Source organism: Amycolatopsis sp. NPDC114478, from assembly GCF_055633805.1.
In genome coordinates, this window is sequence record NZ_JBVKDO010000001.1 from 553,824 (window position 1) to 574,130 (window position 20,307).

A 20,307-nucleotide genomic window follows, 5' to 3' on the forward strand; every position below is an offset into this window, starting at 1 on the left:
ACAGTGTCCGGAACGCCGTGCTGCGTACACTTTCGGACATGCACGCTGTCGCGCTGGCCGCTACCGACGGGATGCTGTCGTTCGAGCTGACGATCGCGTCGGAGGTGTTCGGCGACGACCCGAGGTACGACTTCGCCGTCTGCGGCTCGGCGCCGGTCCGCGTCGGCCGGTTCCTCCTGGAGCCCGACGACGGTCTCGACCGGCTGGCGCGCGCGGGCACGGTGCTCGTGCCCGGCTGGGCCGACGTAGACGTGGCCCCGCCCGCCGACCTGCTCGCCGCGGTGCGGGCGGCCCACGCGGCCGGCGCGCGGGTGGCGTCCCTCTGCACGGGCGCGTTCGTGCTCGCCGCAGCCGGCCTGCTGGACGGCCTCCGCGCGACGACGCACTGGGCCCACACCGACGTCCTCGCCGCCCGGTTCCCACGCGTGACGGTGGACCCGGACGTGCTGTACGTGGACAACGGCAGCGTGCTGACGTCGGCGGGCAAGGCGGCGGCGATGGACCTGTGCCTGCACCTGCTCCGCGCCGACCACGGCCCGGCGGCGGCCAACGCGGTCGCCCGCCGCCTGGTGGTGCCCCCGCACCGAGCGGGCGGCCAGGCCCAGTATGTGGCCACACCGGTCCCGGCCCGCGACGACCACCCGCTGGCGGCGCTGCTCCCGTGGATCACCGCCCGCCTCGACCGGCCGCTGACGGTGGAAGACCTGGCCCGCCAGGCAAAGGTGAGCACCCGCCACCTGACCCGCCACTTCCACGCGGCAACGGGCACGACGCCGTTGCAGTGGCTGCTGACCCAGCGGATCCGGCGCGCCCAGGAGCTGCTGGAGAAAACGGACGCACCGGTGGAGAGGATCGCGACGTCGGTGGGGATGGGGACGGCGACGACGTTGCGCCGGCATTTCAACCGGACGGTGGGCGTGCCCCCGGACACCTACCGGCGCACGTTCCGCGGTCAGTAGCGCACGTCGCTCTGCAGCAGTGGTGGGTACACAGTGGACGGTTCACCGTCGACCGTCGCGCCCGCGAACTGCAGCATCGCCCGCTGTGCGCCGTGCATCGGGGCCGGGTAGTCCAGCGTCGGCGCGGACACCTCGTCCAGGCGGGCCAAATCCGATGCCGAGAGCGTCACGTCGAGACCCGCGAGGTTGCCGGTCAGGTGCTCCAGCCGTCGCGCGCCGACGATCGGGACCACCGTGCCCGGCCGCGCCCGCAGCCACGCCAGCGCCACCGCCGCGGACGTCGTCTCCAACGCCGAAGCGATCGAAGCCACCTCGTCGATCACCACGTACTCGGCCGGCGACGGGCCGCCCACGAACGCCGCGCGGGCGGAATCCGGCGCCGACGAGCCGCGCCGGTACTTGCCCGACAGGAAGCCGTTCTTCAGCGGGCTCCACGGCGTCAGCGCGATCCCCTGGTCGAGCGCGAACGGCGCCAGCTCACCCTCCACCGTCCGCGCCAGCAGCGAGTACTCGACCTGCAGCGCGACCAGCGGCGTCCAGCCCCGCAGCAACGCGGTCGTCTGGGCCTGCGCCGTGACCCACGCCGGCGTGTTCGAGAAACCGACGTAGCGGATCTTGCCCGCGCGCACCAGGTCGTCGAGGGTGCGCAGGGTTTCCTCGATCGGCGTGTGGCGGTCCCAGTTGTGCAGCCAGTACAGGTCGAGGTGGTCGGTCCGCAGCCGGCGCAGCGACTCCTCGAGCTGGGCGATGATCGACGCGCGCCCCGCGCCGCCGCCGTTGGGATCGCCGGGGAACATGTTGCCGAAGAACTTCGACGCCAGCACGACGTGCTGACGGCGTCCCGGGTGGGCGGCGAAGAAGTCGCCGAGGATCTTCTCCGAGTGGCCGTTGGTGTAGAAGTTGGCCGTGTCGACGAAGTTCCCGCCGAGGTCGAGGTAGGTCGCGAGGATCTTCTCGGACTCCTCGACGCCGCAGCCGGCGCCGCCGGGGTCCTCGCCGAAGGTCATCGCGCCGAGCGCGAACGGGCTGACGCGCAGCCCGGACCGGCCGAGGGTGACGTAGTGGTCGAGTGGCATGGAACTCTCCTCCGGTGTCGGATTGACACCACCAGGAAACCGCGAACCCCCAGCTCAGCGGTAGATCGATCGACGCGGGTTCTTGCACGATCCGCGCAACCTGGATTGTCACGAGCAAGCGGGCGTGCTTCCCTGGAGACGTGCTGACCGAGCTCCGCGACCTCGTCGCCGCCCACGCGCGCGCCGACCTGCGCACGCCGATCCCGGGCCTGCTGCTGTCCGAAGTGGACACCAGCGAGCCGCACCACTCGCTGGCCGAGCCGCTGCTGGTCGTCATGGCCCAGGGCGGCAAGCGCCTCCTGCTCGGCGAGCAGGTGCACGAGTACCGCGCCGGGCAGTACCTGCTGGTCGGCACGGACCTGCCGGTGACCGGCCACTTCGTCGGCGCGACACCGGAGACGCCGGCGCTGGGCGTGGGCCTGGCGCTGCGGCCCGCGGCCATCACCCCGCTGTTGCTCGAAGCCCCGCCGGGCCGGTTCCCGCGCACGCCGCCGGCGTCGCCGATCGCGACCGGGGACGCGAGCCCGGAGCTGCTCGATGCCGTCGTCCGGCTGGTGCGACTGGTCGGCCACCCCGCCGACGCGCCCGTGCTCGCCCCGCTGATCGAGCGGGAGATCCTCTGGCGGCTGCTGACCGGCCCGCACGGCGGTCTGGTCCGCCAGCTCGGCCTGGCCGACAGCGGACTGGCCCACGTCGGCCGCGCGATCCGGTGGATCCGCGAGAACTTCGCCGAACCGATGCGGATCGACGAGCTCGCGCGGCTGAGCGGGCTGAGCCCATCGGCGTTCCACCGGCACTTCCGCGCGGTCACCGCGATGAGCCCGTTGCAGTTCCAGAAGCGCATCCGCCTGCAGGAAGCCCGTTCGCTGCTGCTGGCCGGCGCGGGCGACATCGCGGGCGTCGGGCACCTCGTCGGCTACGACAGCCCGTCGCAGTTCAACCGCGAGTACCGCCGCCTGTTCGGCGCCCCACCCGGTCAGGACGCGGCCCGGCTGCGCGCGGCGGCCGCGCCGGGGCCGCAGCTGCCGTGACGTCCGATCCGTTCAAGACCCGCGCCCCCGCCGGTGCGAGGCTGACCGCATGGCTGTGAACCTTTCCGCGGCGGCGTCGTTCATGGCGACGCACGCCCGGCTTCTCGACCGACGCCGTTTCGAGCTGCTTCGCGGCGAAGCCCACGCCGACGCGGTGCTCGCCGCCGTCGACGGCTACCGCAACCCCGATGGGGGCTACGGCTGGGGCCTCGAGCCCGACCTGCGGGCACCGGAAAGCCAGCCCGGCGGCGCGCTGCACGCCTTCGAGGTCTTCGAAGAGCTCGGCCCGGACACCACCCCGCACGCCGCCGCGCTGTGCGACTGGCTGGCCTCGGTGTCGACCCCGGACGGCGGCCTGCCCTTCGCCCTGCCCGTGGCCGACCCGGCCGGCTGCGCGCCCTTCTGGGTCCAGGCCGACCCGAAGGAGGCGACGCTGCAGAGCACGGCGTTCGCCGCCGGCGTCGCGCTGCGCGTCGCCCGCCACGACCGCGCGGTGCGCGACCACCCGTGGCTCGCCGCGGCGACCGAATACTGCTTCCGCGAGATCCGCGCGCTTTCCGAAGCACCGCACGCGATCGCGCTGTCGTTCGCGGTGGGTGTGGTGGACGCGGCGCACGACTTCCACGCGGAGGCGGCCCCGCTGCTGGACCGGCTGGCCGCGTACGTCTCGCCCGACGGCCTGGTCCCGGTCGCCGGCGGTGCCGAAGGGGAAACCCTGCGGGCACTGGACTTCGCGCCGCTGCCGGACCGCCCCGCCCGTGCGTTGTTCGCGGACGCCGTCATCGAAGCGGAGCTGCAGCGGCTCGCCTCGGAGCAGCAGGACGACGGCGGCTGGCGGGTCGATTTCGCGAGCTATTCGCCCGCCGCGGAGCTCGAATGGCGTGGGTACGCGACCGTCCGCGCGGTGTCGATCCTGCAGCGCAACGGCGTCGTCTGAGCTTCTACACGAGCGACGTCGAGCTTCACTCGGCCGTGGCACGTCGAAGTTACGGGCGGTGACCGGTCCTGTGCCTTACGGTGTACCCGGCCGAACCCGTACTGTGACGGGGATGCCGGTGCCCGGAGGTGAAGCATGTCGTCGCGCAACCCGTTGAGCTGGTTCACCCGCTGGGCCGACTGGTTCGAGGAACGCGGCGTCTACGTGCCCGGCGAGGAGAGCCGCGCGGTCGACCCGGTGCGCGATTTCGGCTGGCTGATGGCCGCGTGGGTGGCCGGCGTGGCGGTCTTCATCCTGCTGTTCGCGCTCGCGGTTTAAGTGGCATGTCGGTGGTGATTGTCACCACCCGTGCCGTTCCGGTCACGGATTGGCCACGGCGCGGCACCAGGTGCGCGACAACCCCCTGTGTTTCCTCGTAACCCCGCGCGATCACGGCCAGAGTGGAGCGGGTTCGCCCGGCACGCCCCGTTGCCGAACGGCACCCCCGACCCGCCGACTGGAGTACCCGCGATGGCGCTCGCGCGCACGTGCAAGATCATGTTCACCACAGGACTGCTTTCCCTGGCGGTGGCGTGCGGGGTCCCTTCGGCGCAGGAGGGCACCGCGGCGCTCGGCGCGGGTTCGCCGGCGGGCGCGGGCGCGTCGGCTTCGCAGGCGGGCAACGACCTCAAGTTCGGCGCCGACCACCGGTTCCCCAGCGGCCTCACCATCTCGGTCGGCTCGCCCAAGTCGTTCCAGCCCAGCGCGTCGGCGTACCCGCGCAGCGCGCGCGGCGCGGCGTTCGACGTCGAGCTGACCAACGACGGCGCGACGACGTACAAGCTCTCCGGCCTCACGGTCACTGCGACCTCGTCGGGCAGCCCGGTCAAGCAGGTCGTGGACACGACGCAGGGGTTCACCGGCATCGCGGACGCGGGCAAGGACGTGCCGTCGGGCCGTTCGGTGCACGTCACGCTGGCGTTCGCGGTCCCGGAGGAGCCGGCCCAGCTGCGCCTGCAGGTCCGCCCGAGCGCGACCGAGCCCGCCGCGGTCACCTACTGCGGTCCGGCCTGACGTTAGGCTCGGGTCCATGACCGAGCGACTTTCCCCCGGCGACGAAGCCCCGGACTTCACCCTGCCCGACAGCGAGGGCAAGGACGTTTCGCTGCGCGACTTCCGCGGCAAGTCCGTCGTCGTGTACTTCTACCCGGCGGCGAGCACGCCGGGCTGCACCAAGCAGGCGTGCGACTTCCGCGACAACCTCGCCGAGCTGAACGACGCGGGCTACCAGGTCATCGGCATCTCCCCGGACACGCAGGCGAAGCTGGCGAAGTTCGCCGCAAACGAGAGCCTGACGTTCCCCCTCCTGAGCGACCCCGAGAAAACGGTGATCGAGGCCTGGGGTGCGTACGGCGAGAAGAAGAACTACGGCAAGACGTACCTGGGCGTGATCCGCTCGACGTTCGTGGTGGACCCGGAGGGCAAGATCGCGAACGCGTTCTACAACGTCCGCGCGACCGGCCACGTGGCGAAGCTGATCCGAGACCTCGGCGTGGCTTCCTGATCAGCGGCTGACAGGTCCGTGCCAGTGCCGCATGCGCTCCGCGCCGGCGACCCCCGCGAATCTCGGGGTGTCGCAGCGTAAGGAGCTTCCATGCACACGCCTGTCACGATCATCGGCGGCCGCCTCGAGGCGCAGCGCGGTGAACTGCGGTGGTTGCTGCTCGACGCTTTTCCCGAGGACACCGTCCGCTGGGGCCACAAGGTCACCGGCGTCCGCGCGCTCGGCGGGGGTCACCACGAGGTGACCTTCGCCGACGGCGCCTGGTCACGGGTCCGGCCGCTGCTGTCGGCCGCCACCCCCGAGTACACCGGCGAGTCGTTCGTCGAGATCTACTTCTTCGACGCCGACCCGCGGCACCCGGCCGCGGCCACCGCGCGGATCGCGGCGGAGTTCGCCGGCTGGGCCCCGGAGCTGACGGCGTTGATCACCGAAGGCGACACCGTCCAGCGCTTGATCGACGCGCTCGGGCGGGAAAGTCAGCCCTCCGCGAGTTCCCGCAACGCCGGGAGCAGGGCCCGCAACGCCCTGCCCCGGTGGGAAACCGCGTCCTTCTCGGCCGGCTCCATCTCCGCCGACGTCCGCGTCTCCCCGTCCGGCACGAAGATCGGGTCGTACCCGAACCCATTCACACCCCGCCGCGAGCGCACCAGCGACCCGCGCCACTCGCCGCGGACCACCGTCTCCTCACCAGACACCAAAACAAGAGCCGCCGCGCACACGAACTGTGCCCCGCGCCTCTCGTCCGGCACGTCACGCAGCTGCCCCAGCACCAAGTCCAAGTTGGCGTCGTCGTCGCCGTGGCCACCCGACCACCGCGCCGACAACACGCCCGGCATGCCGTTCAACGCGTCGACCGCGAGACCCGAGTCGTCGGCGATGGCCGGCAGCCCGCACGCCGCCACCGCGTCGCGGGCCTTCGCCACCGCGTTGCCCTCGAAGTCCGGCGCTGTCTCGGGCGCCTCCGGGAAGTCGGGCACGTCCGCGAGACCGAGGACCTCGATCCCCGAAATCCCCTCCGCGACGAGGATCCGCCGCAGCTCGCCCAGCTTCTTCGCGTTGCGCGTCGCCAGCAGCAGCTTCGTCACTTCGAGCCCTTCTTCTTGTCCGGACGCGGCTCCGGCAGCTCGCCCGGGTACGGCAGCGCCAGCGCCTCGTTCTGCAGGCGGGTCAGCTCTTCGCACCCCGCCAGCGCCATGTCCAGCATCCTGTCCAAAGTGGACCGCGCGAACGTCGCGCCCTCGCCGGTGCCCTGGACCTCGATCAGCGTGCCCGCGTCCGTGGCCACCACGTTCATGTCGACCTCGGCGCGCGAGTCCTCTTCGTACGGCAGGTCGAGCCGCACGCGGCCGTCGACCACGCCGACGCTCACCGCCGCCACCGACGACGACAGCGGCTGCGGGTCGTTGAGCCGGTTCGCCGCGCCCAGCCACGTGATCGCGTCCGCCAGCGCCACGTACCCGCCGGTCACCGCGGCCGTGCGGGTGCCGCCGTCGGCCTGGATGACGTCGCAGTCGATGACGATCGTGTTCTCGCCCAGCGCCGCCAGGTCGATGCAGGCCCGCAGCGAGCGGCCGATCAGCCGCGAGATCTCGTGCGTGCGCCCGCCGATGCGGCCCTTGACCGACTCACGGTCGCCGCGGGTGTTCGTCGCCGACGGCAGCATCGCGTACTCGGCGGTCACCCACCCCAGCCCGGACCCGGCCCGCCAGCGCGGCACCCCTTCGGTGACGCTCGCCGCGCACAGCACCCGCGTGTTGCCGAATTCGATCAGGACCGACCCCGCCGGCCACTGCTGGAACCCCCGGGTGATCTTGATGTCCCGGAGCTGGTCGTCGTTCCTGCCATCTTTGCGAGCCACGGAGAGCACTCTAGGACCGGCCGCTCAGACGTCGTATACGGCACCCTGCTTGACGACCTCGGCGCCGGGGAACTCCACCGAGGCCTCGGCCAGGACCGCGCCGGCGTCCGTCCACGGCGCGATGTGCGTCAGCAGCAGCCGTCCGACGCCGGCGTCGCGCGCCAGCTCACCGGCCTGCTTGCCCGACAGGTGCACACCCGCCGGCCGCTCCGCCGAATCCGTCCAGGACGCCTCGGCGAGCAGCAGGTCGACGCCGTCGGCGAGCTCGTTCAGCGCCCGGCACGGCCCGGTGTCGCCGGTGAACGCCAGGATCCGGCCGCCGTAGGAGATGCGCAGGCCGTACGCCGGGGTCGGGTGGTCGACCTCGACCGCGACGACCTCGAACGGCCCGATCCGGAACGGCTCCGGCCGCAGCGGGTGGAAGGCGTAGACGTCGGAGAGGTCCGTGACGGCCCGCTCGGTCTCGTTGGGCGCGTACGCGTTGGCCAGCCGGACCGGCGCGTCCGGCGGCGCGTAGAGCGGCAGCAGGCGCGGGCGCGCCGGGTACGGCGGCGCCGGGTGGTAGCGCCGCAGGACGGTGAGCGCGCTGACGTCGGCGCAGTGATCGGGGTGCAGGTGCGTGAGCACCAGGGCGTCCAGGTCGAACGGGTCGGCCACGGCCTGCAGCTGCGCCAGCGTGCCGTTGCCGAGTTCGAGGCCGAGCAGGAAGCCCTCGGCCTCGACCAGGTAGCCGGACGCCGCGGTGTTCGGCCCGGGGATGCTGCCGGAGCACCCGAGGATGGTCAGTCGCACGTCGACACCCTAAGCGCCCGGACGCCTGATCACGCGGTGGTGGGAGCGAGGACACCCGGGGCGAACCCCATGAACCGCGCGGCGAGCCGGGTGAACGGCTCGGCCGAGCCGGTGGCCAGGAACTCGTGCCGCGGCGGGGTCTCCCGGGTCGTCAGCAGGTCCCGCTCGGTGAGCACGCGGACGACGTCCTTGGCCGTCTCGTCCGCGCTCGAAACGAGGGTGACCTCCTGGCCCATCACGATCTGCAGCACGCCCTGCAGGAGCGGGTAGTGCGTGCAGCCGAGCACGAGCGTGTCGACCTCGGCGTCGAGCAGCGGCTGCAGGTAGCCCTGCGCGAGTCCGAGCACCTGGCGGCCGGAGGTGATGCCGCGCTCGACGAAGTCGACGAACCGCGGGCAGGCGACGCTGGTGAGGGTGATGCCCGGCGCGGCGGCGAACGCGTCTTCGTAGGCGCGCGAACGCACGGTGCCCTCGGTGCCGATCACGCCGACCCGGCCGGTGTGAGTGGCCACGACGGCGCGGCGCGCGGCCGGGAGGACGACCTCGATGACCGGCACGTCGTAGCGCTCGCGCGCGTCGCGCAGGCAGGCCGCGGACGCCGTGTTGCACGCGATGACCAGGGCTTTCACGCCGCTCTCGACGATCTCGTCGAGCGCCTCGAGCGCGTAGCTGCGCGCGGTGGCGATGGGGAGCGGGCCGTACGGGTTGCGCGCCGTGTCGCCGACGTACCGGAGCTGCTCGGCGGGCAGCTGCTCGAGGAGCGCCCTCGCCACCGTCAGCCCGCCGACACCGGAATCGAACACGCCGATCGGGGCGTCAGCGGGCGAAGATGTCACCCTTCGAGGTTACCCGGGGCCGCGGGCTCGGCTTTGCGGGACTTGCCCGGGCGGCCGGTCAGCCACGCCGCGAGGACGCCGGCGAGCGCGCCGAAGACGTGTCCCTGCCAGGAAACGCCGGGGTTGCCCGGCAGCAGCCCGGCGAGCATGCCGCTCCACACGCCGAGCAGGACGACGGCGACCAGGATCTGCCCGGCCGCGCGGTTGAAGATGCCGCGCACCAGCAGGTAGGCGAGCCAGCCGAAGGCCAGCCCGGACGCGCCGACGGTGACCCCGTTCGCCGGCCCGATCAGCCACACGCCGAGCCCGGACACCACCCAGATGATGGCCGTGACCAGCGCGAACCGGCCGATCCCGGCGGCCATCGCGAGGAAGGAGAACACGAGCACGGGCACGGTGTTCGCGAACAGGTGCGACCAGCCGGCGTGCAGCAGCGGCGCGAACAGCACGCCGTCGAGGCCGGACAGGACCCGCGAGTGGATGCCGCCCTGGACCAGGTCGGCGGGCAGGATCACGTCCACCAGCTCGACCAGGTAGAGCAGCAGGGTGAAGGAGAGCGCCACGATCGCGGCCGCCTTGGGCTTCGGCGGCAGGACGCGCTGGGCGACGTCGGTTTCCGGGGCGGGGTTCGAAGTGCTCACGTGATCGACGCTACGTCGATCGCGGCGCGTCCACCTCGGGTGAAATCCCTGATCCGGCTTTTTGTCGGTGCTTGCCGCTAGCGTCTGCGGCATGGGGAACTTCGACGTGAACGGGTATTTGGACCGGCTCGGCCTCGAGGCGGAGCCGCCGAGCGTGGCCGCGCTGCGGCGGCTGCACGCGGCGCAGGTCGAGCGCGTGCCGTACGAGGCGCTGGAGATCCAGCTCGGGCGGCCGACGCCGCTGGAGCCGTCGGCGTCGCTGGCGCGGATCCTGCGTGGCCGCGGCGGGTACTGCTACCACCTGAACGGCGCCTTTTCGGCGCTGCTGCGCGAGCTCGGCTACCAGGTCACGCGCCACCTCGGCGGAGTGCAGGGCGGTGCGGGCGACGCGCCGAACGTCGACCGCAACCACCTGGCGCTGACCGTCACCGGCCTGCCGGACGACCCCGGGGCGACGTGGCTGGCCGACGTGGGCCTGGGCGACGGCATCCACGAGCCGCTCCCCCTACGGGAAGGCACGTACACCCAGGGCCCGCACACCTATCGGCTGCGGCCGTCGGAGATCGCGCCCGGCGGCTGGCGGTTCGACCACGACCCGTCGGGCAGCTTCACCGGCTTCGACTTCGCCCCCGGCGCGGCGGAAATGGGCGACTTCGCGGAGAAGCACGCGTGGCTGTCGACGTCGCCGGAGTCCGGGTTCGTCCGGGTCTGCGTGCTGCAACGGCGGGACGCGGCGGGCGTCGACACCCTGCGGGCGCTCTCCCTGAACCGTCACGGTGTGAAGGAGGTCGTCGAGTCGCCGGCCGAGTGGTGGACGGCCGCGGCGGACGTCTTCGGCGTCACCCCGGACCTGTTCACCGACGAGGAGCGCGAGCGGCTGTGGCGGCAGGTCGTGACGCAGCACGAGGCGCACGCGGGCGGGCCGGTGGTCAGCGTGTGACCGGAGCGGGCGGCAGCGGGGCCTTGCCGAGCGCGTAATCGACGGCGGCGTCGGCGTGCAGACGGGTGGTGGGGAAGGTCGGCACGGGCGAGTCGTCCGGGCCGACGAGCAGCTCGATCTCGGTGCAGCCGTAGATCACGCCCTCGGCACCGGCCTCGACGAGCCGCGCGATCACGCCGCGGTAGGCGGTCTTGGACTCGGGCTTCACGACGCCGAGCACGAGCTCGTCGTAGATGACGCGGTGGACGAGGTCGCGGTCGGCTTCGGCGGGCACGAGCACGTCGAGGCCGTGCGCGGCGAGCCGGTCGCGGTAGAACGGCTGTCCCATGGTGAACCCGGTGCCGAGCAGCCCGACCCGCCGGATCCCGGCGGCCTTGACGACCTCGGCGGTGGCGTCGCCGAGGTGCAGCAACGGGATGCCGAGGCCGTCTTCGAGCTGTTCGGCGACCTTGTGCATGGTGTTGGTGCAGAGCACGACGACGTCGGCACCGGCGGCCTCCAACGCGCGGGCCGCGCGGTTCAGCTCGGCGCCCGCGTCGTCCCAGCGGTCTTCGGCCTGCATCGCCTCGATGGCGGCGAAGTCGACGGAGTAGAGGATCGTGTGCGCCGAGTGGAACCCGCCGAGCGCGGTCTTCACCCGCTCGTTCACGAGGCGGTAGTACTCGGCGGAAGATTCCCAGCTCATCCCGCCGAGCAGCCCGATGACCTTCATGCTGTCCAGCATGCCCGAACTGCGCACGGCTTTCGCCGGGGTATCGAACGTCCTGGTCACCGACGGCACCTCCGCCGTCCTGGTCGACGGCTTCTTCTCACGGCCGTCGCTGCTGAAGATGGCGACGCGGGTGGCGCCCGATCGCGGCCGCATCGACGACGCCCTGCGGCGCCTCGGGGTCACGAAGCTGGACGCCGTCCTGGTCGCGCACTCCCACGTCGACCACGTCCTCGACGCGCCGGTCGTGGCCGAGCTGACCGGCGCCACGCTGGCCGGTTCGCCGTCGACCCGGAAGGTCCAGGAGGGCTACGGCCTGGCCACCGAGCCCTTCGCGGAGCTGGTGCCGGGCAAGCCCGTCGAGTTCGGCGCCTTCACCGTGACGCCGGTCGAGGCCGAGCACAGCGCCGGCGACCGCGTGCCCGGCGAGATCACCGAGCCGGTCCGGCTGCCGGCCAAGGCGAAGGCGTTCAAGACCGGCCGCTGCTACTCGTTCCACATCGCGCACGCGGCGGGCAGCGTCCAGGTCCACGCGTCGGCGAACTTCGTGCCCGGAGCGCTCGCCGGCTACTCCGCCGACGTCGTTTACCTCGGTGTCGGGGAGGCCGGCAAGCAGACCGAGGAGTGGCGGGAGCAGTACTGGCGCGAGACCGTCGGCGCGCTGAACCCCCGCGTCGTCCGGCCGATCCACTGGGACGCCTTCTGGCGCCCGCTGTCCAAGCCGCTCAAGCTGCTCCCGAAGATGTTCGACGACCTGGGCAAGACCATGGCCACCTTCGGGCGGCTGGCCGACGCCGACGGCGTCGACCTGGCCCTGCCCGAGCTGTGGAAGGCCGAGTGACTCAGGCCCAGAGCTGCCCGTCGAGCCGTTCGGCGGCCTCGTCGAGCGACCCCGCGTAAGCCCCCGTCGACAGGTACTTCCACCCCGCGTCCGCGACGACGAAAGCGACGTCCGCCGCCTCGCCGCGGGCCGCGGCCTTCTCGGCCACCGCCAGCGCCGCGTGCAGCACCGCGCCCGTCGAGATGCCCGCGAAGATGCCTTCGTGCTCCAGCAGCTCGCGCGTCCGGCGCAGCGCGTCGTACGCGCCGACGGAGAACCGGCCGTTGAGGACGCTGGGGTCGTACAGCTCCGGGACGAACCCCTCGTCGAGGTTGCGCAGGCCGTACACCAGCTCGCCGTAGCGGGGCTCGGCCGCGATCACCTGGACGTCCGGCTTCGCCTCGTGCAGGTAGCGCCCGACGCCGACCAGCGTGCCGGTCGTGCCGAGGCCGCCGACGAAGTGCGTCAGCGTCGGCAGGTCCTTCAGCAGCTCGGGCCCGGTGCCGCGGTAGTGCGCGTCGGCGTTGGCCGGGTTGCCGTACTGGTAGAGCATCACCCACTCGGGGTTCGCCTCCGCCAGCTCCTTCGCCCGCCGGACGGCCTCGTTCGAGCCGCCCGCGGCCGGGGAGAACACGATCCGCGCGCCGTAGGCCTGCAGCAGCTGCTTGCGCTCGGTCGAGGTGTTCTCCGGCATGACGCAGACCAGCCCGTAGCCCTTGAGCTTGGCGGCCATGGCCAGCGAGATGCCGGTGTTGCCCGACGTCGGCTCCAGGATCGTGGAGCCGCGGCGCAGCTTGCCCTCGCGCTCGGCGGCTTCGATCATGGCCAGCGCGGGGCGGTCCTTGATCGAGCCGGTCGGGTTGCGATCCTCCAGCTTCGCCCACAGGCGCACGTCGTGCGTGGGCGAGAGCCGGGGCAGCCCGACCAGCGGGGTGCCGCCGAGCGCGTCGAGCAGGGACTCGAAGCGAGCCATCGATCAGCCACCGGCCACAGCGGGGAGGATGGTCAGGGTGTCGCCGTCCTTGACCTCGGCCTCGAGCCCGCCGGCGAAGCGCACGTCCTCGTCGTTGACGTAGACGTTGATGAAGCGGTGCAGCTTCTCCTCCTTCACCAGGCGCGCCTTGAGGCCGGCGTGCCGGGACTCGACGTCGTCGATGACCTCGAGGACGGTCGCGCCCTTCGCCTCGACGGACTTCTCGCCGCCGGTGTGGGTGCGCAGGATCGTCGGGATGGAGACGGTCACGGCCATGGGTTCTTACCTCCGGTGGGTTCTTACACGCAGACGCCGGTGGCGCGGCGGTTTATTCCGACGGGGCTCAGTCGACGATCTCGACCGGCTCCTCGGTGATCTCGGCGTCCACGATCCGGTACGACCGGAACTCGTGCACTTCGGGGTCGCGGGTGGAGACGAGCACGTAGTGCGCGTCCGGCTCGGCCGCGATGTTCGCGTCGGTCCGCGACGGGTAGGCCTCGGTCGCGGTGTGCGAGTGGTAGATCACCACCGGCACCTCGTCGTTGGCGTCCATCTCCCGGTAGAGCTTCAGCAGGTCACCGGAGTCGAACTCGTAGAACGTCGGCGACCGGGCGGCGTTGAGCATGGGGATGAACCGCTCGGGCGAGTCGGACCCTTCGGGCCCGGCGATGACGCCGCACGCCTCGTCGGGGTGGTCACGACGGGCATGGGCGACGATCTCGTCGACGAGTTCACGGCGGATCCGGAGCACACCGACATCTTAGGTGGTGGACACAAGCTGTCCAGATGATGAGATATTGCGCTCACCAGGACAATCGGTGCATGCCGATGCCCGCGATCGCGCGCGAACGCTGCCGCGAGTTCCTCGAAGACGGCGAGCGGATCCAGTACCTCATCCCGGGCATCTCACTCTACGTCGACGGCGTCCGCACCCGGGCCGCGTTCTTCATCGTGGTGACCGACCGCGCGATCACGGTGCTCTACGGCGGCCGGTTCCGCCGCTACACGCCGAAGGCGGTCTACGACCGGCTGCCCCGCCGCACCGAGATCGGCCCGGTCGAGGTCCACCCGTCGCTCGGCCCGGTGCTGACCTTCGCCCGGCTGCACCTGGAGATCGACGAGGAGTACGTGAGCGCCGTCCGCGCGGCGAACCTCGAAGGCGCCCACGACCTGCCGCCGGACCCGCTCCCGGACCTCTGACCAGGTCACAGCTCCCGGGTGCTCCCCGCCTCCGGTGCCGTCACCGGCGGGCGGGCATTACGCGAACGCCTCCGGCCAGACGTCCCGGTACGCCGGCACGCCGCCCGCGGTGGTCGCCGCCAGCAGGCCGTGCACCATCGCCCGCGCGAACACCCGCGCCGCCGCCGCGCACAGCGTGTCCAACGCCGCCGGGCGCGCCGCCAAGCCGAACGGGCCGCTCGCCTCCGGCAGCTCGCGCGCGCCCGTGGCCAGCGCGAACACCGTGTCGCCGTCGAACATCGAGTGCGCCGGGCGCACCGCGCGCGCCAAGCCGTCCTGGGCCGCCACCGCCAGCCGCCGCGCTTCGGCCTTCGACAGCGCCGCGTCCACCGCGACCACGCCGATCGTCGTGTTCAGGTCGGTCCGCCGGGACGGCAGGTCAGCCGGTCGCGAAGGCCACGTCACACCGAAGTCGCCGTGGTCGGCCGCGTACGCCCGGCCGGTCGTCAGGTCCACGGCCTCGCCGGCCGCGTTGACCGCCGCCAGCGCTCCGACCGTGTACTCGCCGACGACCTCGCTGGCCGAGCCGATCCCGCCCTTCAACGACCCCACGGCCGCGCCGGCACCGGCGCCGACCGTGCCCAGCGTGAAAGAGCCCGAAGCCGCTTCGCACGCCGTATAGCCGAAGGACGCGTCGGGCCGGTTGCCCCATTCACTGCGCGGCAGGTCGAACAGCACGGCCGCGGGCACGATCGGCACGACTTCGTGCGGCTGCGCGCCGACGGGAAAACCCAGGTTGCGCTCGGAAAGCCACTTCATCACGCCGTCCGCCGCCGCGAGGCCGTACGCGGAACCGCCGGAGAGGCACACCGCGTTGACCCGCTGCACCAGGTTCTCCGGCTCCAGCAGGTTGGTCTCCCGCGTGCCGGGCGCGCCGCCGCGCTGGTCGACGGCGCCGACCGCGCCGTCCGGGACCAGGACCACCGTCGTCCCGGTCGCCCAGCCGCCGCCGACCCGCTCGTGGTGCCCGACGAGGACACCCGGGACGTCGGTGATCATCCGGTCAGCGCCTGGATCAGCGTCTCCTGCACCCAGGTCAGCCAGTGGTAGACGCCCAGGTGCGGCGCCCGCGGGTCGTCCTCGGGCAGCTCGTCGGGCATGTCCTCGGTGACGTCGAGCGCGGTGCCCAGCGCCAGCCGGACGTCGTTGAGCGCGCCCAGCCACGCGTCGGCCTGCTCCTCGGTCAGCCGGACGTGGCCGCCGTCGCGCGGCAGCGTGTCGAGCACGATCTTCGCGACGCCGACCTTGACGTCCAGCAGCTCCGGCTCGTGCAGCGAGCGCATCGCCGCGGCCGAGTCGATGTCCTCCCGCGAGGGGTTGTCCGGGTCGAGCTTGTGGAAGTCCGGGAGCAGCCGCGAGAGCACCGGGTCGTCCGGGGACTCGGTGGGCCCGGTGCGGATGCCGGTCAGCTCGGCGAGCTCGTCTTGCGGCGCCTCTTCGGCGCGCGCGGTCAGCATGTCCTCGAGCTGGCTGACCAGCCCGCGCAGCACGGCCGCCTCCTGCTGCTCGAAGCCCGCGTGGATCACCGCGCCCTTGCGCCGCCAACCGTTCACGAGGGCTGCTCCATGGTGGCCCACAGGCCAGCCGCGTGGAGTTTCGCCACGTCCACCTCCACCTTTTCCTTGCTGCCCGACGACACGATCGCCTTGCCCTTGTGGTGCACGTCCAGCATCAGCTTGGTGGCGTGGTCGCGGCTGTAGCCGAACAGCTTCTGGAAGACGTACGTCACGTACGACATGAGGTTCACCGGGTCGTTCCAGACCACGGTCCGCCAGGGGGTGTCCGACTCGGCGACCTCGGCCCCGACCGGCTCGACCTGCGTCTGTTCGGAAGCGACAGGCGTGGACATGCACCCCATGGTGTCACGGGGCGCACGGGGTACGCCGCGCCAGGTCCGGCCATGTGGGTGAATAGGCTTACCCCATGGGTTCACCGGAGCCGGCCACGGCCAGCACTGCGCTGCTCACCGACCACTACGAGCTGACCATGCTGGGCAGCGCGCTCGCCGACGGGACGCACGCGCGGCCCTGCGTGTTCGAGGTGTTCGCCCGGCGACTGCCGGACGGGCGCCGCTACGGCGTCGTCGCCGGCACCGCCCGCGCCCTCGACGCGATCGCGGACTTCCGCTTCACCGACGCCGAACTGGCGCAGCTGGAAGCGACCGCGGTCGTCGACGAGGCGACGCTGGCGTGGCTCGCCGACTACGAGTTCTCGGGCGACATCGACGGCTACCCGGAGGGCGAGCTGTACTTCCCGGGCTCCCCGCTGCTCACCGTCGCCGGCTCGTTCGCCGAGTGCGTGCTGCTGGAGACGCTGCTCCTGTCGATCCTCAACCACGACAGCGCCATCGCGTCGGCCGCGGCCCGGATGTCCGGCGCCGCCCACGGCCGCCCGATCATCGAGATGGGCGGGCGCCGCACACACGAGTACGCCGCCGTCGCGGCCGCGCGCGCCGCCTACCTGGCCGGCTTCGCGACGACATCGAACCTCGAAGCCGGGCGCCGCTACGGCATCCCGACCCGCGGCACCGTCGCGCACGCGTTCATGCTGCTGCACGACAGCGAAGAGGCCGCGTTCCGCGCGCAGGTCGAGAAGATGGGCCCGGACACGACGCTGCTCGTCGACACCTACGACATCACCGCCGGCATCGAGACCGCGGTCCGCGTGGCCGGGCCGGAGCTCGGCGCGATCCGGATCGACTCGGGCGACGTCGGCCCGCTCGCCCGCCGCGCCCGCGAGCAGCTGGACTCCCTAGGCGCCAAGGACACCCGGATCGTCGTGTCCGGCGACCTCGACGAGCACGCCATCGCGGCGCTGCGCGCGGAGCCCGTGGACGCGTACGGCGTCGGGACGTCGGTGGTCACCGGGTCCGGCGCGCCGACCGCCGGGATGGTCTACAAGCTGGTCGAGGTGGACGGCAAGCCGGTCGCCAAGCGCAGTGCCCACAAGGAGTCCCGGGGCGGGCGCAAGTCCGCGCTGCGGCGCCACCGCGGCACCGGCACGGCGGTCGAAGAGGTCGTCTGGACGACGTCCGGGAAGGCTCCGGAGCCGGACGCGAACGACCGCCCGCTGCAGATTCCCCTGATCCGCGGCGGCCGCGCGGAGGCGGACCTGCCTACGCTCGACGACGCGAGGCAGCGGCTGCGCCGCGGCCTGGTCAGCCTGCCGTGGGAGGGCCTCAAGCTCTCGCACGGCGAGCCCGCTATCCCGACGCTGTTTCTCTGAACGGAGACCGACCCATGGGGACCGCGCTGATCGTGGTGGACGTGCAGAACGACTTCTGCGAAGGGGGTTCGCTGGCCGTCGCCGGCGGCGCGGCGGCCGCGGAGACGATCTCCGCGCTGAGCACGACCGGCGGCTACTCGCACGTGGTGGCCACCCGCGACTACCACATCGACCCGGGCACCCACTTCAGCGCGACGCCGGACTTCAAGGAGAGCTGGCCGCCGCACTGCGTGGCCGGCACGCCCGGCGCGTCGTTCCACCCGGCACTCGACGTCGTCCCGATCGGCGAGGTGTTCTCGAAGGGCGAGTACAGCGCGGCCTACTCGGGCTTCGAAGGCGCGTCCCGGGACGGCAAGTCCCTCGAAACGTGGCTGCGCGAGCACGACGTGACCGACGTCGACATCGTCGGCATCGCCACCGACTACTGCGTGCGGGCGACGGCGCTGGACGCGGCCCGGGCCGGGTTCGGCGTGCGGGTGCTGCTCGACCACACGGCCGGGATCGCGCGCGCTTCGGTCGACAGCACCCTGCGGGACTTCGACGAAGCCGGCGTCACGCACACCGGAAGGGCGCACGTCGCGTGAAGGACCTGCAGGCTCTGCTGGCGGAACACCGGCTCGTCGCGATCCTGCGCGCCGCCGACGCGTCGCGTTTCGCCGACGCGGCGATGGTGCTGCACGCGGCGGGCGTCCGCCTGCTCGAAGCGACGCTGACGACGCCGGGCGCGCCCGCGGCCATCACCGCGCTGCGCCTGGCGCTCGGCGACGACGCGCTGATCGGCGCGGGCAGCGTCCGCGAACCGTCCGATGTGGACATCGCGGTCGACGCCGGCGCGGCGTACCTGATCACGCCGACGGTCAACCCGGCGGTGCTGGAGCGCGCGGCCGAGCTGGACACCCCGGTAGTCTGCGGCGCGCTGACGCCGACCGAGATCGACCAGGCGTGGCGCCTCGGCGCGGCCGCGGTGAAGGTGTTCCCGGTCGCGGCGGTGGGCGGGATCGCCTACCTGCGCGCGGTCCGCGCGCCGCTGCCGGACGTCCCGCTCGTCCCGACGGGCGGCGTCCACCTGGCCGACGTCGAGGGCTACCTGCGGGCCGGCGCGATCGCGGTGGCCGCGGCGACACCGTTGCTGGGCGACGCGCTGTCGCCGAGCGGGAGCTTGCCGGACCTGGCGGCCCGGGCGGGCGAGTTCGTCGCGGCGGCGACCCGCTTCACGACCGCCTAGCTACTTCTTCCCGAACGGGTCGCAGGCGGCCGTGCCCAGGTAGATGTCGCCGCTCGCCGGGCCGCCCTGCGGGAACAGCTCGATGTGCACCGCGTGCGTCACCAGGCTGCCGTCCGGCGGCTGGGGCGTCACCGTCTCGTTGAGGATCACCGTGGCCAGCGCGGTGCCCGCGGGGCCGCCCGGGATGACGATCCGGTCGTTCGGCGGGATCTGCGCGGGCACCGTGATCCCCTCGACCGTGCCGACCGAGACCTCGCCCAGGCTGCCCGTGGCCGTCGTCGCGCACTTCACCGAGTACGTGCGCACCGACAGCGCCGGGCCGCCGTAGCGCTTGAGCACCGTGGCCTCGAACCGGTGGCCGGACGCCTGCGCGATCGACACCGCGTCCGAGCGGCCGCACCCGCTCTCGCCGGTGCCGAACACCGCGATCTCACCGGTCTCGCCCCCGGGAGTCCGGGCGGCGTAGGGGCCGTCGGCGGTGCATTTCGCCAGGTCACCGGTAACGACGTGCTCGTTGTCGATGGTCACGTCCAGCGAGCCGGAAGACGCCCATCCGGTGGACGTGACCGGCGCCGCGGCGACCAGGAGCGGAGTGGCCAGCGTCGTCACCGCCAGCAACCGGAATGTCCTCTTCCTGGCGGTTCGCATGCGCCGGCCTCCACGGTTCGCGTGACAGTTCGTAGTTACCCACTTCGTCATCGGCAGGCCGGCCGCCGCCCCTGATCGGGTCCACCCGGACGGGTGGCCGGTGAGGAACGCAACTCAGGGGTCTTTTCCCGGAGTAACGAGCGTTAACCTCGATCGTCGCCTGTGTCCCACCCTGGGAGGTTTTGTGTCTTCGCTGTCCTTCGCCGCCAAGCGGCCCGTGCTGGCCGACCTCGTGCCCGGTTCGCTCGTCCGGGACATCGCGCTGGTCGCCGGCGGTGCCGTGCTCACCGGCGCCGCCGCGCAGCTGACGATCCCGGTGCCGGGCAGCCCGGTGCCGATGACCGGCCAGACGTTCGCCGCGCTGCTCGTCGGCGCGTCGCTCGGCATGTCGCGCGGTGCCGCGTCGATGCTCGTGTACCTGCTCGTCGGCGCCGTGGGCGTGCCGTGGTTCCAGCACGGCACCGCGGGCCTGTCCGGCGCAAGCGCCGGCTACATCGTCGGGTTCGTCTTCGCGGGCGCGCTCGTGGGCGCCCTGGCCGGCCGCGGCGGGGACCGGACGCCGGTGCGCACCGCGGGCACGATGGTGCTCGGCAACCTCGTGATCTACGCCTTCGGTGTGCCGTGGCTGATGGCGTCGACCGGGTTCGACCTGTCCACCGCGTTCGCCAAGGGCGTGACGCCGTTCCTCGTCGGGGACGCGATCAAGATCGTCGTCGCCGCGGGCCTGCTGCCGCTGACCTGGAAGCTGGTCTCGGGCCGCAGCGAGAACTGACCGCTCGCCGGGGACCTGCCACGCGGGAGGTCCCCGGCGGCGCGAGTGGCCCGTTCGCGACGGATCACCGATCCTGTCGGCCC

General features: G+C 72.5%; 27 protein-coding genes and 1 pseudogene. 14 read left to right on the forward strand and 14 right to left on the reverse strand.

The annotated features are described in order from the left end of the window. Positions 1–38: 38 nt before the first annotated feature. On the forward strand, positions 39–959 hold the full coding sequence (locus ACZ7OH_RS02625) for a helix-turn-helix domain-containing protein (RefSeq protein ID WP_470279257.1): 921 nt from the start codon (positions 39–41) through the stop codon (positions 957–959). On the opposite strand, the gene ACZ7OH_RS02630 is transcribed toward ACZ7OH_RS02625, so the two are convergent. Beyond that, positions 953–2,035: an aldo/keto reductase gene (locus ACZ7OH_RS02630; protein WP_470279258.1), complete on the reverse strand. Its 1,083-nt coding sequence runs from the start codon at positions 2,033–2,035 to the stop codon at positions 953–955. The two genes, ACZ7OH_RS02625 and ACZ7OH_RS02630, sit on opposite strands and share 7 nt — an antisense overlap. A gap of 140 nt (positions 2,036–2,175) precedes the next feature. Between ACZ7OH_RS02630 and ACZ7OH_RS02635 the strand changes: the two genes are divergently transcribed. The 6 genes and pseudogenes from ACZ7OH_RS02635 to ACZ7OH_RS02660 form a co-directional block, all read left to right on the forward strand. Next, a complete protein-coding gene (locus ACZ7OH_RS02635) occupies positions 2,176–3,066 on the forward strand; it encodes an AraC family transcriptional regulator (protein ID WP_470279259.1) in 891 nt (296 codons plus the stop codon). Positions 3,067–3,115: 49 nt separating this feature from the next. Further along, positions 3,116–4,003, forward strand: coding sequence for a hypothetical protein (locus ACZ7OH_RS02640; RefSeq protein ID WP_470279260.1), 888 nt, complete (start codon positions 3,116–3,118; stop codon positions 4,001–4,003). Between the two features lie 135 nt (positions 4,004–4,138). After that, positions 4,139–4,321: a hypothetical protein gene (locus tag ACZ7OH_RS02645; protein WP_470279261.1), complete on the forward strand. Its 183-nt coding sequence runs from the start codon at positions 4,139–4,141 to the stop codon at positions 4,319–4,321. A 192-nt stretch (positions 4,322–4,513) separates the two neighbouring features. Then, positions 4,514–5,056, forward strand: coding sequence for a hypothetical protein (locus ACZ7OH_RS02650; protein WP_400894085.1), 543 nt, complete (start codon positions 4,514–4,516; stop codon positions 5,054–5,056). A gap of 16 nt (positions 5,057–5,072) precedes the next feature. Then, positions 5,073–5,546, forward strand: coding sequence for a thioredoxin-dependent thiol peroxidase (gene bcp / locus ACZ7OH_RS02655; RefSeq protein ID WP_470279262.1), 474 nt, complete (start codon positions 5,073–5,075; stop codon positions 5,544–5,546). A 114-nt stretch (positions 5,547–5,660) separates the two neighbouring features. Further along, positions 5,661–5,987 (forward strand): annotated as a pseudogene (locus ACZ7OH_RS02660) (FAD-dependent monooxygenase); the annotation flags it as partial. A 35-nt stretch (positions 5,988–6,022) separates the two neighbouring features. Here ACZ7OH_RS02660 and rdgB read toward each other — a convergent pair. The 5 genes from rdgB to ACZ7OH_RS02685 are packed head-to-tail and all read right to left on the reverse strand — an operon-like array spanning position 6,023 to position 9,673. Further along, positions 6,023–6,631 (reverse strand): RdgB/HAM1 family non-canonical purine NTP pyrophosphatase, encoded by a 609-nt coding sequence (gene rdgB / locus ACZ7OH_RS02665; protein ID WP_470279263.1) that lies wholly within the window; start codon positions 6,629–6,631, stop codon positions 6,023–6,025. Further along, on the reverse strand, positions 6,628–7,404 hold the full coding sequence (gene rph, locus ACZ7OH_RS02670; protein ID WP_470279264.1) for a ribonuclease PH: 777 nt from the start codon (positions 7,402–7,404) through the stop codon (positions 6,628–6,630). Before rph ends, rdgB begins: the two co-directional genes overlap by 4 nt. A 24-nt stretch (positions 7,405–7,428) precedes the next feature. Continuing rightward, on the reverse strand, positions 7,429–8,196 hold the full coding sequence (locus tag ACZ7OH_RS02675) for an MBL fold metallo-hydrolase (protein ID WP_470279265.1): 768 nt from the start codon (positions 8,194–8,196) through the stop codon (positions 7,429–7,431). A 29-nt stretch (positions 8,197–8,225) separates the two neighbouring features. Continuing rightward, positions 8,226–9,032, reverse strand: a complete 807-nt coding sequence (gene murI / locus ACZ7OH_RS02680) for a glutamate racemase (RefSeq protein WP_470279266.1) — start codon at positions 9,030–9,032, stop codon at positions 8,226–8,228. After that, on the reverse strand, positions 9,029–9,673 hold the full coding sequence (locus tag ACZ7OH_RS02685) for a rhomboid family intramembrane serine protease (RefSeq protein WP_470279267.1): 645 nt from the start codon (positions 9,671–9,673) through the stop codon (positions 9,029–9,031). The genes murI and ACZ7OH_RS02685 overlap by 4 nt, the downstream gene beginning before the upstream one ends. Positions 9,674–9,764: 91 nt before the next feature. On the opposite strand from ACZ7OH_RS02685, the gene ACZ7OH_RS02690 reads away from it, so the two are divergent. After that, on the forward strand, positions 9,765–10,613 hold the full coding sequence (locus tag ACZ7OH_RS02690) for an arylamine N-acetyltransferase family protein (RefSeq protein ID WP_470279268.1): 849 nt from the start codon (positions 9,765–9,767) through the stop codon (positions 10,611–10,613). Here ACZ7OH_RS02690 and ACZ7OH_RS02695 read toward each other — a convergent pair. Further along, on the reverse strand, positions 10,603–11,325 hold the full coding sequence (locus tag ACZ7OH_RS02695; RefSeq protein ID WP_470279576.1) for an aspartate/glutamate racemase family protein: 723 nt from the start codon (positions 11,323–11,325) through the stop codon (positions 10,603–10,605). The genes ACZ7OH_RS02690 and ACZ7OH_RS02695 overlap by 11 nt on opposite strands. A gap of 10 nt (positions 11,326–11,335) precedes the next feature. Here ACZ7OH_RS02695 and ACZ7OH_RS02700 point away from each other — a divergent pair, with 10 nt between their 5' ends. Further along, positions 11,336–12,163 carry an MBL fold metallo-hydrolase gene (locus ACZ7OH_RS02700; protein ID WP_470279269.1) on the forward strand — a complete coding sequence of 276 codons (828 nt, stop codon included), beginning with the start codon at positions 11,336–11,338 and terminating at the stop codon, positions 12,161–12,163. Between the two features lies 1 nt (position 12,164). On the opposite strand, the gene ACZ7OH_RS02705 is transcribed toward ACZ7OH_RS02700, so the two are convergent. From ACZ7OH_RS02705 to ACZ7OH_RS02715, 3 genes are all read right to left on the reverse strand, one after another. Beyond that, positions 12,165–13,115, reverse strand: coding sequence for a PLP-dependent cysteine synthase family protein (locus tag ACZ7OH_RS02705; RefSeq protein ID WP_470279270.1), 951 nt, complete (start codon positions 13,113–13,115; stop codon positions 12,165–12,167). A gap of 3 nt (positions 13,116–13,118) precedes the next feature. Further along, positions 13,119–13,391, reverse strand: coding sequence for a MoaD/ThiS family protein (locus tag ACZ7OH_RS02710; protein ID WP_176175260.1), 273 nt, complete (start codon positions 13,389–13,391; stop codon positions 13,119–13,121). A gap of 67 nt (positions 13,392–13,458) precedes the next feature. After that, entirely contained in the window at positions 13,459–13,866 is a 408-nt protein-coding gene (locus ACZ7OH_RS02715; RefSeq protein ID WP_400894106.1) for a M67 family metallopeptidase, read from the reverse strand. A 71-nt stretch (positions 13,867–13,937) separates the two neighbouring features. Between ACZ7OH_RS02715 and ACZ7OH_RS02720 the strand changes: the two genes are divergently transcribed. After that, a complete protein-coding gene (locus ACZ7OH_RS02720) occupies positions 13,938–14,315 on the forward strand; it encodes a hypothetical protein (RefSeq protein WP_470279271.1) in 378 nt (125 codons plus the stop codon). A 57-nt stretch (positions 14,316–14,372) separates the two neighbouring features. Here the strand turns inward: ACZ7OH_RS02720 and ACZ7OH_RS02725 are convergent, their stop codons facing one another. The 3 genes from ACZ7OH_RS02725 to clpS are packed head-to-tail and all read right to left on the reverse strand — an operon-like array spanning position 14,373 to position 16,203. Further along, positions 14,373–15,353 carry a P1 family peptidase gene (locus tag ACZ7OH_RS02725; RefSeq protein ID WP_470279272.1) on the reverse strand — a complete coding sequence of 327 codons (981 nt, stop codon included), beginning with the start codon at positions 15,351–15,353 and terminating at the stop codon, positions 14,373–14,375. Further along, a complete protein-coding gene (locus tag ACZ7OH_RS02730; RefSeq protein WP_372664175.1) occupies positions 15,350–15,907 on the reverse strand; it encodes a DUF2017 domain-containing protein in 558 nt (185 codons plus the stop codon). The genes ACZ7OH_RS02725 and ACZ7OH_RS02730 overlap by 4 nt, the downstream gene beginning before the upstream one ends. Next, the gene (gene clpS, locus ACZ7OH_RS02735; RefSeq protein ID WP_400894112.1) at positions 15,904–16,203 is read right to left on the reverse strand and encodes an ATP-dependent Clp protease adapter ClpS; all 300 of its coding nucleotides are present in this window, start codon (positions 16,201–16,203) and stop codon (positions 15,904–15,906) included. The genes ACZ7OH_RS02730 and clpS overlap by 4 nt, the downstream gene beginning before the upstream one ends. 74 nt (positions 16,204–16,277) lie before the next feature. On the opposite strand from clpS, the gene ACZ7OH_RS02740 reads away from it, so the two are divergent. Genes ACZ7OH_RS02740 through ACZ7OH_RS02750 form a run of 3 tightly spaced genes read left to right on the forward strand, consistent with a single transcriptional unit; the run spans position 16,278 to position 18,804 of the window. Beyond that, a complete protein-coding gene (locus tag ACZ7OH_RS02740; RefSeq protein ID WP_470279273.1) occupies positions 16,278–17,579 on the forward strand; it encodes a nicotinate phosphoribosyltransferase in 1,302 nt (433 codons plus the stop codon). Positions 17,580–17,593: 14 nt separating this feature from the next. After that, a complete protein-coding gene (locus ACZ7OH_RS02745; RefSeq protein WP_470279274.1) occupies positions 17,594–18,163 on the forward strand; it encodes an isochorismatase family protein in 570 nt (189 codons plus the stop codon). After that, the gene (locus ACZ7OH_RS02750) at positions 18,160–18,804 is read left to right on the forward strand and encodes a bifunctional 4-hydroxy-2-oxoglutarate aldolase/2-dehydro-3-deoxy-phosphogluconate aldolase (protein ID WP_470279275.1); all 645 of its coding nucleotides are present in this window, start codon (positions 18,160–18,162) and stop codon (positions 18,802–18,804) included. Before ACZ7OH_RS02745 ends, ACZ7OH_RS02750 begins: the two co-directional genes overlap by 4 nt. Here ACZ7OH_RS02750 and ACZ7OH_RS02755 read toward each other — a convergent pair whose 3' ends face one another. Further along, positions 18,805–19,422 (reverse strand): choice-of-anchor P family protein, encoded by a 618-nt coding sequence (locus ACZ7OH_RS02755; protein WP_470279577.1) that lies wholly within the window; start codon positions 19,420–19,422, stop codon positions 18,805–18,807. Positions 19,423–19,636: 214 nt separating this feature from the next. On the opposite strand from ACZ7OH_RS02755, the gene ACZ7OH_RS02760 reads away from it, so the two are divergent. After that, on the forward strand, positions 19,637–20,224 hold the full coding sequence (locus ACZ7OH_RS02760) for a biotin transporter BioY (protein ID WP_470279276.1): 588 nt from the start codon (positions 19,637–19,639) through the stop codon (positions 20,222–20,224). Positions 20,225–20,307: the final 83 nt, after the last annotated feature.

Excerpts from the sequence above, each read along its gene's own strand:
- ACZ7OH_RS02710 (WP_176175260.1), bottom strand. The coding sequence starts at position 13,391 with ATGGCCGTGACCGTCTCCATCCCGACGATCCTGCGCACCCACACCGGC.
- ACZ7OH_RS02720 (WP_470279271.1), top strand. The coding sequence starts at position 13,938 with ATGCCGATGCCCGCGATCGCGCGCGAACGCTGCCGCGAGTTCCTCGAA.
- ACZ7OH_RS02745 (WP_470279274.1), top strand. The coding sequence starts at position 17,594 with ATGGGGACCGCGCTGATCGTGGTGGACGTGCAGAACGACTTCTGCGAA.
- ACZ7OH_RS02690 (WP_470279268.1), top strand. The coding sequence starts at position 9,765 with ATGGGGAACTTCGACGTGAACGGGTATTTGGACCGGCTCGGCCTCGAG.
- clpS (WP_400894112.1), bottom strand. The coding sequence starts at position 16,203 with ATGTCCACGCCTGTCGCTTCCGAACAGACGCAGGTCGAGCCGGTCGGG.
- ACZ7OH_RS02695 (WP_470279576.1), bottom strand. The coding sequence starts at position 11,325 with ATGAAGGTCATCGGGCTGCTCGGCGGGATGAGCTGGGAATCTTCCGCC.
- ACZ7OH_RS02725 (WP_470279272.1), bottom strand. The coding sequence starts at position 15,353 with ATGATCACCGACGTCCCGGGTGTCCTCGTCGGGCACCACGAGCGGGTC.
- ACZ7OH_RS02640 (WP_470279260.1), top strand. The coding sequence starts at position 3,116 with ATGGCTGTGAACCTTTCCGCGGCGGCGTCGTTCATGGCGACGCACGCC.
- ACZ7OH_RS02630 (WP_470279258.1), bottom strand. The coding sequence starts at position 2,035 with ATGCCACTCGACCACTACGTCACCCTCGGCCGGTCCGGGCTGCGCGTC.
- bcp (WP_470279262.1), top strand. The coding sequence starts at position 5,073 with ATGACCGAGCGACTTTCCCCCGGCGACGAAGCCCCGGACTTCACCCTG.
- ACZ7OH_RS02700 (WP_470279269.1), top strand. The coding sequence starts at position 11,336 with ATGCCCGAACTGCGCACGGCTTTCGCCGGGGTATCGAACGTCCTGGTC.
- ACZ7OH_RS02740 (WP_470279273.1), top strand. The coding sequence starts at position 16,278 with ATGGGTTCACCGGAGCCGGCCACGGCCAGCACTGCGCTGCTCACCGAC.
- ACZ7OH_RS02650 (WP_400894085.1), top strand. The coding sequence starts at position 4,514 with ATGGCGCTCGCGCGCACGTGCAAGATCATGTTCACCACAGGACTGCTT.
- ACZ7OH_RS02705 (WP_470279270.1), bottom strand. The coding sequence starts at position 13,115 with ATGGCTCGCTTCGAGTCCCTGCTCGACGCGCTCGGCGGCACCCCGCTG.
- ACZ7OH_RS02625 (WP_470279257.1), top strand. The coding sequence starts at position 39 with ATGCACGCTGTCGCGCTGGCCGCTACCGACGGGATGCTGTCGTTCGAG.
- ACZ7OH_RS02645 (WP_470279261.1), top strand. The coding sequence starts at position 4,139 with ATGTCGTCGCGCAACCCGTTGAGCTGGTTCACCCGCTGGGCCGACTGG.